Here is a 16,731-nt window from a genome sequence, read left to right on the forward strand (position 1 = left end):
ATCAATAAAATTGACATTGAGAATAAATTCATGAATTTAATAAAATTATTAACTAATTTTTTTCTTAGTAGCAATGATCGAATTCTTCGTCGTTTAAGTAAAATAGTTCACAGTATTAATAAATTAGAAACTAAATTTGAAAAACTTTCTGATCGCGATCTTAAAAATAATAGTGAAGTTTTTCGTAAAAAACTAAAAGAAGGAGAAACATTAGAAAATTTAATTCCAGAAGCATTTGCTACCGTACGTGAAGCTAGTAAACGTGTATTTGGAATGCGTCATTTCGATGTGCAATTAATAGGTGGTTTAGTGTTAAATAGTCGTTGTATTGCTGAAATGCGTACTGGTGAAGGAAAGACACTTACCTCAACATTACCTGCTTATTTAAATGCTTTAATGGGTCAAGGAGTTCATATAGTTACTGTTAATGATTATCTTGCTAAACGAGATGCAGAAAATAATCGTCCTTTATTTGAATTTTTAGGATTAACTATAGGTATCAATTTAGCAAACATGTCTGTAGAAGATAAGCGTTTAGCTTATTCTGCTGATATTACTTATGGTACTAACAATGAATATGGTTTTGATTATTTACGAGATAACATGGCAATTCTTCCAGAAGAACGTGTACAAAGAAAACTATATTATGCAATAATAGATGAAGTGGATTCTATTTTAATTGATGAAGCACGTACACCATTAATTATTTCAGGTCCTTCTGAAAATAGTTCAGAACTGTATATTAAAATAAATCAAATAGTTCCCTACTTAATTCGCCAAGATAAAGAAGATTCAGAAACATTTCAAGGAGAAGGTGATTATTGGGTTGATGAAAAAATGCGTCAAGTCCAAATATCTGAACGTGGTTTAATAAAAATAGAAAAACTACTAGTTGATAAAAATATCATAGATGCTTCAGAATCACTTTATTCTGCAATGAACATAATATTGATGCATCATGTTAACGTTGCTCTACGTGCTCATGAATTATTCATAAAAAATGTTGACTATATTATAAAAAACAATGAAGTAGTTATTGTTGATGAACATACTGGTCGTATTATGAAAGGTCGTCGTTGGTCTGATGGTCTTCATCAAGCTATAGAAGCAAAAGAAAATGTCACAATACAAAACGAGAATCGTACATTAGCATCAATTACTTTTCAAAATTATTTTCGTCTTTATGATAAATTGGCTGGTATGACTGGAACTGCTGAAACAGAAGCATTTGAATTCAATTCTATATATAAATTAAATACAGTAGTAATTCCTACTAATCGTCCTATGATAAGAAAAGATTTGCCTGATCTTATCTATATGACTGAAACAGAAAAAATAAATGCTATTATAGAAGATATTCGCAAGTGTATAGCGCGGGAACAACCAGTATTAGTTGGTACTATTTCAATTGAAAAATCTGAAATCATATCTAATAAATTAAAAAATGCTGGTATCAAACATAGCGTTCTTAACGCTAAATTTCATGCCCATGAAGCAGACATAATCGCACAAGCTGGTAAACCAGGAACGGTAACTATTGCTACTAATATGGCTGGTCGTGGCACTGATATTGTATTAGGTGGTAATTGGCGTACAGAAATATCTAAAATAAAAGAATTGTCTGAAGATAAAATTAAAGAAATTAAATCATCTTGGCAGATAATTCATAATGCTGTGATATCTTCTGGGGGATTACATATTATAGGCACTGAGCGTCACGAATCTCGTCGTATAGACAATCAATTACGTGGTAGATCTGGCCGTCAAGGAGATATTGGATCTTCCCGTTTTTACTTATCAATGGATGATTCATTAATGCGAATTTTTGCCTCTGATAGGATTGCAAATGTAATGCGTAAATTAGGAATTCAAGAAGGAGAAGCAATTGAACATCCATGGGTTACTAAAGCTATTGCTAATGCTCAACGTAAAGTCGAAAATCGTAATTTTGATATTCGCAAACAGTTACTTGAATATGATGATGTAACAAATGAACAAAGGATTGCGTTTTATCATCAGCGTAATAATATTTTAGATGTATATGATATTAGTGAAACTATCAATGATATTCGTAAAGATGTTTATAAAAAAATTATCGAAGATTATATTATTATGCAATCTGAAAATGATTGGGATCTTTCAGTGTTAGAAAATCAGTTGAGGGTGGATTTTAATTTAAATATCAATCTTACAGAATGGTTCAATAAACATAAAGAATTAAGTGTAGAAGAAGATATTTTATGTATTTTATTAAATTATATTAATAATATTACAATTGAAAATTATATACGAATAGAAAATAGTATTGGATCTAATATGATGCGTATTACAGAAAAAAAAATAATGTTACATACTTTAGATTCAATGTGGAAAGATCATTTAGCAGCTATGGACTATTTGCGTCAAGGTATTCATCTGAGGGGATATGCACAAAAAGATCCAAAACAAGAATACAAACGTGAATCCTTTTTAATGTTCACTTACATGTTAGAAAATATAAAATATGAAGTTATTAGTGCTTTAAGTAAGTTGCAATTAGAAAATGATAAAAAAGATAAATGTATACAAAAAAATATTAATATTTTTAATAATAAAATTAGACGTAATGATCCGTGTCCATGTAATTCCGGTAAAAAATATAAACGTTGTCACGGTGCTTTACTTTAAAATATAAAAATATTATTAAATTATTTTTAATAAATGAAAATCATCAAGAATAAAAAAATACAGTATTTTTTGCTCAACTTTAAAAATCATAAAAAAATGAGCTAATTATTTTTTAATATTATTATGGCTTGTAGTGTACTTATTTAACAACATGCAATTTGGAAATTAAATTTGATTGGTATAATACTGTGTTCTTTGTCTAAAGCTACAAAACGAATCGAATAACGACTTCTATGTCCAGAAATTTTTGGGTATATAAAATTTTCCATTGCCAGTTGTAAACGTAATAAATCAGCACCTACAGCATTATCTTGATAAAAACCATTTAAGCTAGTTTGAGTACGGAAAGTGCCTGCTTGTCTAATTAAATTTAAAATTGTGGATAAAGTTTTATGTACTGGTGATAAAGTTTCAATCCAATTGTTAACTTGATTATCACGTGTTTCTTGTAAAGAATTTAACCAAATATGTAAACCTGGTAAATCAAAACTACAACATCCACCGGGAATATTTAATCTTTGACGTATAATTCCAATTAAATGATCTTCTCTTAAGATTTGACCTATTCTTGGTGATTTCATTAATTGATCTGCATGAATTTTTAATTTTCGATGTATAGTATCAACTATTCCAACGTCTACACCTGGAATGTTAGCCCATGTGATCAATTTTTGCTTTTGACGTTCTAATTCTTTTAATAATTGAGTTCTTATATCTCCACGTTCAAAAATATCTAATAATTCATCAATAAACCTAAAGAAAATTAATGCATTAACAGTCTTATTAATAGGAATTGTTTCATCAATTTGATTCATGAGAAACTCTATTCTTAGCCATGTTCTCATTTTTTCACTTAGCGGGTGCTCGAATAGTACAGCGTTACTCATGATACTTATCCTGTTTTATTTTTGCTAAATTAAGATAGAATTGATGTAGTTTAGCAACTTGTAAAAAGGTATTTTCTATTGTGCCCATATTATTTATAATATCATCAGCAAAGAATAGACGTTGACTTGCTGTAGCTTGTATCGCAATTATTTTTTCTACCTGTGAAATTGGAACATTATCACGAATATGTACTCTTTTTAATTGTATTGCCTCATTGACATTAACTACTAATATACGATCAGCCTGATATTGTAATTTATTTTCTATTAACAGAGGAATAACCCATAGAATATATGGAGATTTTGATGATTCTTGTAATTTTTTAGTTTTTATATTAATAAGTGGATGTAAAATATTATTTAACCAAAATCTCTCTTTATTATCTTGAAAAATTATTTGACGTAAATTAGAACGCAATAGCATACCTTGTTCACTTATAATTGAATTACCGTAACGTCTAATAATTTTTTTAAATGCATGTGATTTGGGTTTAACTACTTCACGAGCAATTGCATCAGAATCAACAATATTAATATTGAATTTAGAAAAAATATTAGAAATGGTACTTTTACCACTACCAATTCCACCTGTACAAGCTACTATATACGGAAGATTTTTCACTGAAAAGCTCTTTTAAATAAAATCAATATAGTACTCTAGTTAAAAAATTATATGAATAAAAATACAACCAATCCATCATTTATTAATTATTAACTATTGATAGTTTAATTTATTTATTAGATAATTTCACTAATAATTAATATTAATTATAACATCTAATACTAGTAGACTTATTCCTTTCAAAAAATATTATTTTATCTTTAGTCTCATTGACATATCTAGTGAACATATATTTTTAGTGAAATCGCCAATTGAGATATAATCTATCCCAATTTGTGCAAGCTTACTTATTAAACAATCATTTATATTACCAGATAGCTCTAGAGGTACGCGTTTATTATTAATTTTTATAGCTTGTTTTGTTTTTTCAAAGTCAAAATTATCTAGCATTATAATATCTGCTCCAGCATTTATAGCTTGGATTAATTCAGCTATCGATTCCACTTCTACTTCAATAGTATTATCAGGTAACATAGAGCGGGCGCTTTCGATAGCTTTTTGTATAGATCCAATAGCAATAATATGATTTTCTTTAATTAAAAAAGCATCTGATAATCCAACACGATGACTATTGCCTCCTCCACATATCACAGCATGCTTTAAAGCAGTACGTAATCCTGGTAAAGTTTTACGTGTATCTAATAATTTCGTATTAGTATTATTTATCAATGAAACATAATGACTAACTTTAGTAGCAACACCAGATAAAGTTTGTATAAAATTTAATATAGTACGTTCAGATGTAATAATTGCACGTGATGATCCTTCAATTTCAATTAGTAATTGTTTAGGTTTTATTTTTTGTCTTTCTTCAACATGCCAAGTTAAATTGACTGATTGATGTAATTGTTTAAATATTTCTTTAACCCAATCAGTACCACAAAAAATACCTTCCTCGTTAGTAATAATTTGAGCATATGCTTTACTATTTTTTGGTAATATATTAACAGTAATATCATTATTAATATTAATTTCTCCTCCTAAATCTTCTTCTAGAGCTCTCATAACAGTCTTTGGAATATCTTTTTTCACTAATTTCGTTAATTCAATATAATGATTATCTGATTCGCATATATGATTATACATATCGGTTCTATCATTCCTATAAAATAATATATATGATATAATCATATATAGTGTTGAAATTATTCATGATAATGTAATCTTCAATTATCCAATAGTTACTGTTATAACATGTAATGTTATTGTTAATAATAATTTATATAAAAATATTTAAAGAAACATTCTTTCAGTAATATGAAAACATATTTAATTATATAAAACAATTAATTGGATTTTGAAAAAACATATAAAATATTACACGTTAATATTTTATATGTTTTTTCAAAATAATTATCACAAAAAAATAGTTTCATTAAATTCACGAATAAAAATTATTGGGTTAATCGAATAAATAATATAATGTAACAACATTATCAATTAATTATCTAAAAACAGTGTTACTTTAAATTAATAACTGATAAAATCATTTTGGTAAAGATACTCTATCAGTTATCAATTAAATGCTTAAATATAAATTTATTTACTTTTTAATTATAATAAATACATAAGGAAATACCATGTCAGATGATCTGTATAATGACGTGGATCCGATTGAAACTCGTGAATGGTTACAGGCGATTGAATCGGTTATCCGTGAAGAAGGTATTGAACGGGCACAATACTTAATTAATCAAGTTTTGATAACAGCTCGTAAAAGCGGAGTACAAGTTAATTCGAGTGCGTTTATTAGTGATTATATAAATTCCATTCCTGTTGAAGATGAACCTGATTATCCAGGTGATGTTTTCCTTGAACGTCGTATTCGATCTGCAATTCGTTGGAATGCTATTATATCTGTATTAAGAGCTTCAAACAAAAATCTAGAGCTCGGTGGCCATCTTGCATCTTTTCAATCTTCTGCTACTATCTACGAAGTTTGTTTCAATCACTTTTTTCGTGCACCTAACAACAAAGATGGTGGTGATTTAGTATATTTCCAAGGACATATATCTCCAGGTATTTATTCTAGGGCGTTTTTAGAAGGTCGTTTAACTGAAGAACAAATGAATAATTTTCGTCAAGAAGTATATGGTAATGGTTTATCCTCTTATCCTCATCCTAAATTAATGCCAGATTTTTGGCAATTTCCAACTGTTTCCATGGGTCTTGGTCCTCTATCAGCAATTTATCAAGCTAAGTTCTTAAAATATCTTCATCACCGTGGTTTAAAAGATACATCAGCACAAACTGTTTATGCTTTTCTTGGCGATGGAGAAATGGATGAACCGGAAGCAAAGGGTGCTATTACTATTGCAACTCGTGAACAACTAGATAATTTAATTTTTATAATCAATTGTAATTTACAACGATTAGATGGACCAGTTATCGGTAATGGAAAGATAATTAATGAGCTTGAAGGAATTTTTATCGGAGCAGGATGGGAAGTGATTAAAGTAATTTGGGGTGGTCGTTGGGATAAATTATTAAATAAAGATACTACCGGTAAATTAAAACAATTGATGAATGAAACTGTTGATGGTGATTATCAAACTTTTAAGTCACGTAATGGTGCTTATGTACGTAAATATTTTTTTGGTAAATATCTAGAAACAGCTAATCTTGTTAAAGATATGTCTGATGATGAAATATGGGCATTAAATCGAGGAGGTCATGATCCTAAAAAAATTTATGCTGCACTAAAGAGAGCAAAAAATATAAAAAATAAACCAGTACTAATTTTAGCTCATACCATAAAAGGTTATGGTATGGGAGATATTGCTGAAGGTAAAAATATTGCTCATCAAGTCAAAAAACTGAACTTGGATAATCTTCGTTATATTAGAGATCGATTTAATATTGAAATAGAAAATGAAAAAATTGAGCAACTTCCATATATAACTTTTGAACCAAATTCAAGTGAATATAATTATTTACATCAACAAAGAAAACAATTAGGTGGTTATTTACCAACACGTAAGTCTCAATTTACAGAAACTTTAGATATTCCAGATCTAGAAGAATTTAAATCTTTATTGCAAAAACAAAACAAAGATATTTCAACTACAATAGCTTTTGTACGTGTTTTAAATATAATGTTAAGAAATAATTCAATTAAAAGTAGAATAGTTCCTATTCTTGCTGATGAAGCACGCACTTTTGGTATGGAAGGTTTATTTCGTCAAATTGGTATTTATAATCCAAATGGTCAGAAATACATACCTCAAGATCATGCACAAGTTGCATACTATAAAGAAGATAAAAAAGGGCAAATTTTACAAGAAGGAATTAATGAATTAGGTGCAGGTTCATCTTGGTTAGCTGCTGCAACTTCATACAGTACTAATAATTTACCAATGATTCCATTTTATATCTATTATTCAATATTTGGATTTCAGCGTATTGGTGATTTAATGTGGTTAGCAGGAGATCAACAAGCTAGAGGTTTTTTAGTTGGAGCCACCTCTGGCAGAACTACTCTCAATGGTGAAGGTCTACAACACGAAGATGGTCATAGTCACATTCATTCCTTAACAATACCAAATTGTGTATCTTATGATCCTGCATACGCTTACGAACTAGCTGTTATTATGCATGCCGGTTTAGTACGTATGTATGGAAAATCTCAAGAAAATATTTATTATTATATTACGACTTTAAATGAAAATTATCATATGCCAGAAATGCCTCAGGGAGTTGAAGAAGGGATATGTAAAGGTATTTATAAACTAGAAAGCATAGGAAGAAAAAATATTGAAGTTCAACTATTAGGTTCAGGTTCAATATTAAGACATGTACGTGAAGCTGCTAAAATTTTATTAAAAAATTATAATATTAGTTCAGATGTATATAGTGTCACATCATTTACTGAATTAGCTCGTGATGGTCAAGATTGTGAAAGGTGGAATATGCTACATCCAAATGAGAAAGCTCGAATTCCATATATTGCTCAAGTAATCAAAAATATACCAACTGTTGCATCAACAGACTACATAAAACTATTTGCTGAACAAGTTCGTAACTATATTCCTACAAGTAATTATAGAGTTTTAGGTACAGATGGTTTCGGACGTTCTGATAGTCGTGAAAATTTACGTCATCACTTTGAAATTGATACTTCTTATATTGTGGTTGCAGCATTAGCTGAACTAGCTAAATGTGATAAAATTGATAAAGATGTAGTAGCAAAAACCATTAATCAATTTAATATTGATCCTGATAAAATTAACCCACGTTTAGCTTGAGAGGTGATATAGGAATGAATGTTAATATCAATATACCCGATATTGGAGATGGTGAATTTGAAGTAACTGAAGTTTTAGTTAAAGTTGGTGACATAATAGATACTGAGCAATCATTGATAACAGTTGAAGGAAATAAGGCTTCAATAGAAATACCTTCTCCACATAAAGGAATAATACAGAATATTAATCTTATTCCTGGCGATAAAGTCAAAACTGGTTCTTTAATTATGGTATTAAAAAAAATAAATGGAATGCCCATTAATATTGATCAGAATAAAAAAGAAATAATATCTTCTGAAGTAAAAAAAGAAATAATATCTTCTGAAGTAAAATCTGAATCCGAATATATTTTAACTAATAATATAGATCATTTATGTAATAAAAAAAATGATAAAGTTGATAATAAAATTTATGTTCATGCTTCTCCTGTAGTTCGTCGTATAGCACGTAAATTTGGTGTTAATTTAGCTAAGGTAAAAGGTACGGGCAGAAAAAATCGTATTCTTAAAGAATGTATTTATAATTACATAAAAGAAGCAGTTGAATTTGTTGAAACTAAGTTCACATCACATAATTTTAAAGATACATATAAAAATAATGATTTAATCAAAAATATTAGTAATATTAATAATTTTAGTGATGTTAAAGAAATTAAATTAAGTACTATTCAAAAGATTTCTGGTAAGCATTTAAGTCATAATTGGGTAACGATTCCACATGTTACACACTTTGATAAAGTTGATATTACTAATCTGGAAGATTTTCGTAATAAACAAAATACAGAAATTAAAAAAACACATCCAAATACAAAAATTAACCTTCTGATATTTATTATGAAAGCAGTTTATTACGCGCTTAATCAAATGCCAAGATTTAATAGTTCATTATCTTCAGATTTACAAAAATTAATACTTAAAAAAAATATCAATATTGGTATTGCAGTAGATACTCCCAGAGGATTACTTGTTCCTGTTTTTAAAAACATTGATAAAAAAAACATTATTCAATTATCAATAGAATTAATAGATATTGTAAAAAATGCTATTCAAGGACGATTAACTGCAGAAATAATGCAAGATGGAACCTTTACGATTTCCAGTTTAGGAGGCATTGGTACAAAATTTTTTACACCTATTATCAATGCTCCGGAAGTTGCCATTTTGGGAATTTCTACATTTTCTATAGAACCAGTATGGAATGGTAAAGAATTTTTACCACGTTTGATGTTACCTATTTCTCTTTCATTTGATCATAGAGTGATTGATGGTGCAGATGGTGCACGTTTTATAAATTTAGTAAAAAATATATTAGAAGATATTCGTCTCTTAATAATTTAAGAAAATAAAACATTAGTAAAATATAAGATAAGAGGTCAAAATGAATATTGATATTAAAACACAAGTAGTAGTAATAGGAGGAGGACCATCAGGTTATTCTGCGGCTTTTCGTTGTAGCGATTTAGGTTTAGAAACAGTTTTAATAGAACGTTATAATAGTCTCGGTGGCGTATGTTTAAACGTAGGTTGTATCCCATCGAAAGCTTTATTACATATTGCTAAGGTAATTAAAGAAACAAAGGTATTAAAAAATAAAGGTATTAACTTTGATAATATATCCATTAATCTAGAGCAGATAAGATCCTGGAAATCAAATATTATTAATAAGTTTACTAGTGGTTTATTTAATATGGCAAAAATTAGAAAAGTCAGGGTTATTCATGGTTTAGGTAAATTTATTGATTCTCATACCTTAGTAGTCAATGATAACAATAAAATTACAACAATCTACTTTGATAATGCTATTATTGCTTGCGGTTCAATTCCTATCAAATTACCTATTTTTCCTTATGAAGATTCTAGAATATGGGATTCAACAGATGCACTTCAATTAAAAGAAATACCGAAAAAATTACTAATTATAGGTGGTGGTATCATAGGTTTAGAAATGGCTACTATCTATCATGCATTAGGTTCTGAAATTACAATAATAGAAATGTATGATCAAATAATACCAAATGCTGATAAAGATATTATTAAAAATTTTACTAGTAGTATTAGTAGTAAATTTAAAATAATGTTAGAAACGAAAATCAAAACAGTAGAAGCAAAACAGGATGGAATTTATGTTGATATAAAAGAAACAAACTTAGTAAATAACATTCAACGTTATGATACGGTATTAGTTGCTATTGGTAGAGTGCCAAACGTACAGATATTAGATCTTGAAAACGCAGGAGTTCAGACAGAAAATAATTATATTTGCGTTAATAAGCAAATGCGTACAAATATTCCACATATTTATGCAGTTGGCGACATTGTTGGTCAACCCATGCTAGCTCATAAAGGTACTCATGAAGGTCATGTTGCAGCGGAGGTTATTGCAGGATTAAAACACTATTTTGATACTAAAATAATTCCGTCTGTTTCTTATACTGAACCAGAAGTAGCTTGGGTAGGCATAACAGAAAAAGAAGCAAAGAAGCAAGGTATTGAATATGAAACATCTGTTTTTCCTTGGACAGCGTCTGGTCGAGCTCTAGCTTCTCAGTGTGAAAATGGCATGACTAAATTAATTTTTGATAAAAAAACACATCGCATTATTGGTGGAGCAATAGTTGGAACTAATGCAGGGGAACTATTAGGTGAAATATCTTTAGGCATTGAAATGGGATGTGATGCAGAAGATATTGCTTTAACTATACATGCTCATCCTACTTTGTATGAATCTATAGGATTAGCAGCTGAAATTTTCGAAGGCACTGTTACTGATATAATCAATACAAAAAATAAATTAAAAATTTAAAACATATTTTATTAAGTAACATTATAGATCTAATGAATCAATGTCTTTAATAAATGATATATTTTTAATGTGTTATAGTGGGGGTGATTATATTTATAAAGACTGCTATTTATTTTTAATAAAGCAATAGAAATATAAAATTTATTTTAAGACTAGAGAATAATTAATAATCTTTAATTAAGTTATTTAAAATTTATATTCGTTTCGTTAACATAAAATATGTTGTAATTTAATATGACATGAGTTTACTATGAAAAACAGTAGCTAATTGGTTTTGACTATAATAGTTAGGCTAAAAATATGAAACATGTTATTGAAGTAATGATTCCTGAACGAGCAATTGCTATGCGTATAATTGAGCTAGGTAATGATATTAATAATTATTATAATGGTAAAAGTAATAATATAATAATAGTTGGATTACTTCGCGGTTCATTTATGTTTATGGCAGATTTATGCCGAGCTATAAAAGTACCTCATAAAGTTGATTTTATTACTGTGTCTAGTTATTACGGCAATATGACAAGACAAAATGATGTAAAAATTTTAAAAGATCTGGATGAAGACATTCGTGATAAAGATGTATTACTTGTTGAAGATATTATAGATTCTGGAAACACATTAAAAAGCGTGTGTAATATTTTGAAATCACGTCAACCAAAATCATTGATTTTATGTACTTTACTAGATAAATCAAAACAACGTAAAATAAAAATTCATGTTGAATATGTTGGATTCATTATACCAGATGAATTTGTTGTTGGATTTGGTATTGATTATAAGCAGCAATATCGTAACTTACCTTATATTGGCAAGGTAATACAGCTTAAACAAAAATAATTTTTTGTATATTAGCAAAAACAAAAAATATTTTTTAATATTTTGTATAAATATTTATAATATAAATTTTTTACAGTCTATTAGTCTTGTATTACCAATTTTAGCTGCTGCCAGTATAACTACATTCTTGCTTTTTCTCTTTAATGTTAACGTTTGTAACGTAAATTCATCACAAATAGCTAAACCATCTGGTTTTAACCCATAATGTATTAGTATTTTATTGGCTTTATCAATAGTGTGAATAGTATTAAATTTAAAATCATTAATTAACTTGTTAGCGATATAATCTATTACTTTATTTAAATATGTTGCTTTTTTAAGTTCCTTTTCATTTAAATGTATATTACGCGAACTTAGTGCTAAACCATCTGCATTTCGCACAGTAGGAACACCAACAATGATGATATCAAAATTCATATCAATGACCATTTTACGGATAATTACCAGTTGTTGAAAATCTTTTTCACCAAAATAAGCAATATTTGGTTGCACTAAATTAAATAATTTACTGACTATAGTTGTTACTCCTTGAAAATGATAAGGACGATTGATACCTTCTAACATAGAAGATAATATGGGTACTTGGACAAATGTTTGATGTTTGAGTCCATTTGGATATATTTCAATTATTTTTGGAACAAAAACAATATTAACTAAATTTTTTTTTAATTTTTTATAATCTTCACTTAGAGTACGTGGATAATTTAATAAATCATTATCATTATCGAATTGCATGGGATTAATAAATATAGATACCACCAATATATCACTGTTCTTACGTGCTTCTCTAACTAATTTTAAATGTCCATCATGTATGTTACCCATGGTAGGTACTAACGAAATAATTTTATTTTTCTTTTTCCAATGCTTGATTTGATCATTTAACTGAGATATATCTTTAATAATAAACATTATATTTCATTTATTCCTAAAAACAATTTTTTATCGTTGGATAAGATCCAGATTCTACTTCATTAATATACTGGCGAACAGCTGAACGAATATCTCCTGTTTCAGATAAGAAATTTTTAGCAAATTTTGGAATACATCCATCAGTAATACCTAAAATATCATGCATTACCAATATTTGGCCATCTGTACTATTTCCCGCACCAATACCTATTACAGGGATTTTCAGTGTATTAGTAATAATTTGTGCTAGTGTACTTGGTATGCATTCCACAACTAATAATTGTGCTCCTGCAGATTCAATTGCTTTTGCATTATTAAGTATAATATTAGCATTTTCTTTACCGCAGCCTTGTAGTTTGTAACTACTTAAAATATTTATTGATTGAGGTGTGAGACCTATATGACCACAAACTGCTACTGAACGTTCAGTAAGCATACGTATTGTTTCAGTAACCCATAAACCCCCTTCTAGTTTTACTAGATTAGCTCCCATACGCATCAATTTAGCAGCATTTTTAAAAGATTGTTGTGGAGTAGAGTAGCTCATAAAAGGCATATCAGCTATTAATAATGCATAAGGTACACCACTATGTACTGCAGAAGTATGATAACAAATATCATCTATCGTTACAGGAATAGTTGAATTATGACCTTTAATAGTCATACCTAAGGAATCCCCTACTAACAAAACTTGTATACCTTCATTAAAAAATAATTTAGCAAAACTAAAATCATATGCAGTTAAAGCAGCAAATTTTTTCCCCGCTTTTTTTAATTTGTTTAAGTGTGAAATTTTAGTATATTTCATTATGTTCTCAATGTTATAAAATAATGATGCAATTTAATAGTAAATTTCAAAAATTAATAATCAGTTATGGTTGCCATATTTTGATATTACTAGTATCAAGCTTGGTGAGAATTGTTTTAACAGATTTTCCATTAGGCAGTATGATATTTGGAGCTATCTGGATCAATGGTAGTAACATAAAAACACGATTTGTCAGATCGTAATGTGGTATAATTAAACTATTAGTCTTAATTATTAAATTACCAAATAAAATAATGTCAATATCTAAAGTACGGGGTCCCCAATGCTCAATTTCACGAACACGACCCTGTTGTAACTCAATTTTTTGTGTGAATTTAAATAAATTATCTACTGACAGTTTAGTGTCTAATGATACAACTATATTAAGATAGTCTGGCTGATTTTGTAATCCATAAGGTGGTGAAAGATAAATTTTAGAAGTTTTGATACGCTTTGTGTTTGGAATAGCATCCAAACATGTTAAAGCTGTTTTAATTTGATTTAACGGATTATTAAGATTACTTCCTAAAGCAAGATAAGTTATGGTCATGTGTTTTAATTATTTATATAATATTATTTCCACATAAAAAAGTAGTATTACTGATTTTAGTAATAATAGTACTTTTTTGTTTTAATAATGATGTTTGATGTTGATTCAAATTTTTACTAAGCTTTATTAATTCTGGATTTTTTTCTACTTTAGCACGTAATATTAGTAAATCATAAGCTACCCTAAATTTTGGATGTAATATTAGTTTTTTAGCTTTTTTACCATATATACTTGACATATATAGTTGTAGTTTCCAAATATCTTTAACTAAAGCAGTAATACGTTTGGGAATTGCTAATACTTGACATGCTTCTTCTAAAGTAGAGTTTATTGCAATTAAAAAAGCATCATAATAGGTTAAAGAATTAGAATTTTTTTGAGCTATGATATCTGCAGATTTGAGTTGAGGATACCAAAACATTGCAGCAAACAGAAATACAGGGTTAACACGCATATGATTTTTTATTCTGTTATCTGTGTTTTTAAATATTTGAATTAACATACGTTCTATTATACTATCACCTCCTATAGTAAAGTTATTTGCTAATGTTGGAAATAATAATTGAAATAATTTGTATTCACATAATTTACAATAAGTCAGATAACTATAACCAGTTTGAAATAGTTTAAGAGATTCTTCAAATAGTCTTGATGGTGGGATATTATGTAATAATAAAGCCAGTCTGGGTATCGGTTCAGCAGTTTCTGGAGCAATACTCATGTTTAGTTTTGCAGCAAATCGTGTTACACGTAACATACGAACGGGATCTTCACGATAACGTGTCTCTGGATCTCCAATTAGCCTAATAATACCCTTTTTAAGATCACTTAATCCTCCTACATAATCACGCACACTTAAATCCGTCATGCTATAATAAAGACTGTTAATGGTTATGTCTCTACGATATGCATCGTCTTCAATTTTACCGAATATATTATCATTTAATAACATACCATTATTATTAAACTGTAATTTTTTATAATGATCTTTATATTCCTCTATTAAATTATCACCTCTAAAAGTAGCTACTTCAATTATTTCTGAACCAAAAACTATGTGAGCTAGTATAAATCTTCTGCCAACTAAACGACAGTTACGAAATAATCTTATCATTTGTTCTGGTGTAGCGTTAGTGGTTATATCAAAATCCTTTGGTTTTTGTCCTAATAGTAAATCACGCACACCACCACCTACTAAATAAGCTTCATAACCGGCTTTATTAAGTCTATATAATACCTTAAGGGCATTTTTACTAATATTTTTACGAGATATTGTCTTTGCTATATGAGGAATCATTATCATGATAATATTTTAAACCTTTATTGGTACCTCCTTGTTTTAATAATAAAATTGTTATAATTTATGATTAAGATCATCACAGATTTTTTATTTATAATAATACATTATATATTGTTTAGTATTAGAAACATCAAAAATCAAAATGGTTTTGTTTTTTTGATAATTATAATTAATTTAGTAATTTTTAGTAAATTAGATCAATTTTTATAAATACAGTTTCAAATTATTGATATAAATTGAAAATCAATAAAAATAATCACATTATATTGCTTAACAAGCATATATTAATCCTTGCTTATTCATATAAATCTTGATTAATTATCTTAACCTGACATTTGTTTTTCACGAATTTCTGCTATTGTTTTACAATCAATGCATAGATCAGCAGTTGGTCGTGCTTCTAAACGACGAATTCCTATTTCAATCCCACAAGATTCGCAATAACCAAAATCATCCTCTTCTATTTTTTTCAATGTTTTATCTATTTTTTTTATTAATTTATGTTCTCTATCTCTAGTACGTAACTCTAAGCTAAACTCTTCTTCTTGTGAAGCTCGATCAATAGGATCAGGGAAATTAGAAGCTTCATCTTGCATGTGAATTAAAGTGCGGTTAATTTCTTTTTGTAACTGATTACGCCATGCTTGTAAAATCTTACGAAAATGATCCAATTGATTTGCATTCATATATTTTTCATTTGCTTTTTCTTGATAAGTTTTAACCCCAGCTATCGCAAGAATACTTAGAGATGAGATTTTGCGTTTTTTATCTTCTTGCATGTTTTTCTCCTAAAGAACAATAAAAAAATATTTTATATTAGAGAAATAATATTTTTATCATAAAATATCTTTAATATGGAATTCTATCAATACAGAAATAAGCTAATATTAACTAATGTTTAATATTAAATGTTTACAAAAATGATTTTTAAATTTAATTATAGTAGAAAGTATAAAATTATTAATTATTTTAATTTTAAATATCAATCAAATGAACTTAATTGAGATCAATATTAAGTTAACATAACCAATATTTACACTAAAAATATTACTAATAATTTATTATTTAAATTTAATAAAAACAACATAAAATAAAAAAT

13 protein-coding genes and 1 pseudogene are annotated in these 16,731 nt (G+C 28.0%); 6 read left to right on the forward strand and 8 right to left on the reverse strand.

Annotated features, from left to right (window positions below):
- Window positions 1–30: 30 nt before the first annotated feature.
- A pseudogene (secA, locus tag CRV10_RS02145) lies at window positions 31–2,536 on the forward strand (preprotein translocase subunit SecA); the annotation flags it as partial.
- Window positions 2,530–2,667 carry an SEC-C metal-binding domain-containing protein gene (locus CRV10_RS03740; RefSeq protein ID WP_422386884.1) on the forward strand — a complete coding sequence of 46 codons (138 nt, stop codon included), beginning with the start codon at window positions 2,530–2,532 and terminating at the stop codon, window positions 2,665–2,667. The pseudogene secA and the gene CRV10_RS03740, both read left to right, overlap by 7 nt.
- Before the next feature lie 143 nt (window positions 2,668–2,810).
- On the opposite strand, the gene zapD is transcribed toward CRV10_RS03740, so the two are convergent.
- The 3 genes from zapD to nadC form a co-directional block, all read right to left on the reverse strand.
- Window positions 2,811–3,554, reverse strand: a complete 744-nt coding sequence (gene zapD / locus CRV10_RS02150; RefSeq protein WP_136130179.1) for a cell division protein ZapD — start codon at window positions 3,552–3,554, stop codon at window positions 2,811–2,813.
- Window positions 3,547–4,176: a dephospho-CoA kinase gene (gene coaE, locus CRV10_RS02155; protein WP_136130180.1), complete on the reverse strand. Its 630-nt coding sequence runs from the start codon at window positions 4,174–4,176 to the stop codon at window positions 3,547–3,549. Before coaE ends, zapD begins: the two co-directional genes overlap by 8 nt.
- A gap of 189 nt (window positions 4,177–4,365) precedes the next feature.
- Window positions 4,366–5,262 (reverse strand): carboxylating nicotinate-nucleotide diphosphorylase, encoded by an 897-nt coding sequence (gene nadC, locus CRV10_RS02160; protein WP_136130181.1) that lies wholly within the window; start codon window positions 5,260–5,262, stop codon window positions 4,366–4,368.
- Between the two features lie 494 nt (window positions 5,263–5,756).
- On the opposite strand from nadC, the gene aceE reads away from it, so the two are divergent.
- The 4 genes from aceE to hpt all read left to right on the forward strand — a co-directional run bounded on the left by aceE (window position 5,757) and on the right by hpt (window position 12,062).
- Window positions 5,757–8,420: a pyruvate dehydrogenase (acetyl-transferring), homodimeric type gene (aceE, locus tag CRV10_RS02165; protein WP_136130182.1), complete on the forward strand. Its 2,664-nt coding sequence runs from the start codon at window positions 5,757–5,759 to the stop codon at window positions 8,418–8,420.
- 14 nt (window positions 8,421–8,434) lie between these two features.
- Window positions 8,435–9,757, forward strand: coding sequence for a 2-oxo acid dehydrogenase subunit E2 (locus tag CRV10_RS03755; protein ID WP_136130183.1), 1,323 nt, complete (start codon window positions 8,435–8,437; stop codon window positions 9,755–9,757).
- A gap of 40 nt (window positions 9,758–9,797) precedes the next feature.
- The gene (lpdA, locus tag CRV10_RS02175) at window positions 9,798–11,222 is read left to right on the forward strand and encodes a dihydrolipoyl dehydrogenase (RefSeq protein ID WP_136130184.1); all 1,425 of its coding nucleotides are present in this window, start codon (window positions 9,798–9,800) and stop codon (window positions 11,220–11,222) included.
- 300 nt (window positions 11,223–11,522) lie between these two features.
- Complete coding sequence (gene hpt / locus CRV10_RS02180; protein WP_136130185.1) at window positions 11,523–12,062, forward strand: hypoxanthine phosphoribosyltransferase; 540 nt, start codon at window positions 11,523–11,525, stop codon at window positions 12,060–12,062.
- Between the two features lie 54 nt (window positions 12,063–12,116).
- On the opposite strand, the gene panC is transcribed toward hpt, so the two are convergent.
- The 5 genes from panC to dksA all read right to left on the reverse strand — a co-directional run bounded on the left by panC (window position 12,117) and on the right by dksA (window position 16,411).
- Window positions 12,117–12,974, reverse strand: a complete 858-nt coding sequence (panC, locus tag CRV10_RS02185) for a pantoate--beta-alanine ligase (RefSeq protein ID WP_136130186.1) — start codon at window positions 12,972–12,974, stop codon at window positions 12,117–12,119.
- Between the two features lie 16 nt (window positions 12,975–12,990).
- Window positions 12,991–13,782 (reverse strand): 3-methyl-2-oxobutanoate hydroxymethyltransferase, encoded by a 792-nt coding sequence (gene panB, locus CRV10_RS02190; RefSeq protein WP_136130187.1) that lies wholly within the window; start codon window positions 13,780–13,782, stop codon window positions 12,991–12,993.
- 64 nt (window positions 13,783–13,846) lie between these two features.
- Window positions 13,847–14,332: a 2-amino-4-hydroxy-6-hydroxymethyldihydropteridine diphosphokinase gene (gene folK / locus CRV10_RS02195; protein WP_136130188.1), complete on the reverse strand. Its 486-nt coding sequence runs from the start codon at window positions 14,330–14,332 to the stop codon at window positions 13,847–13,849.
- Between the two features lie 13 nt (window positions 14,333–14,345).
- Window positions 14,346–15,635, reverse strand: coding sequence for a polynucleotide adenylyltransferase PcnB (gene pcnB / locus CRV10_RS02200; RefSeq protein ID WP_136130189.1), 1,290 nt, complete (start codon window positions 15,633–15,635; stop codon window positions 14,346–14,348).
- A gap of 320 nt (window positions 15,636–15,955) precedes the next feature.
- On the reverse strand, window positions 15,956–16,411 hold the full coding sequence (gene dksA, locus CRV10_RS02205; RefSeq protein WP_136130190.1) for an RNA polymerase-binding protein DksA: 456 nt from the start codon (window positions 16,409–16,411) through the stop codon (window positions 15,956–15,958).
- Between the last annotated feature and the right edge of the window lie 320 nt (window positions 16,412–16,731).

The organism is Candidatus Pantoea edessiphila (assembly GCF_002933355.1).
Classification (GTDB): Bacteria; Pseudomonadota; Gammaproteobacteria; order Enterobacterales; family Enterobacteriaceae; genus Pantoea_C; species Pantoea_C edessiphila.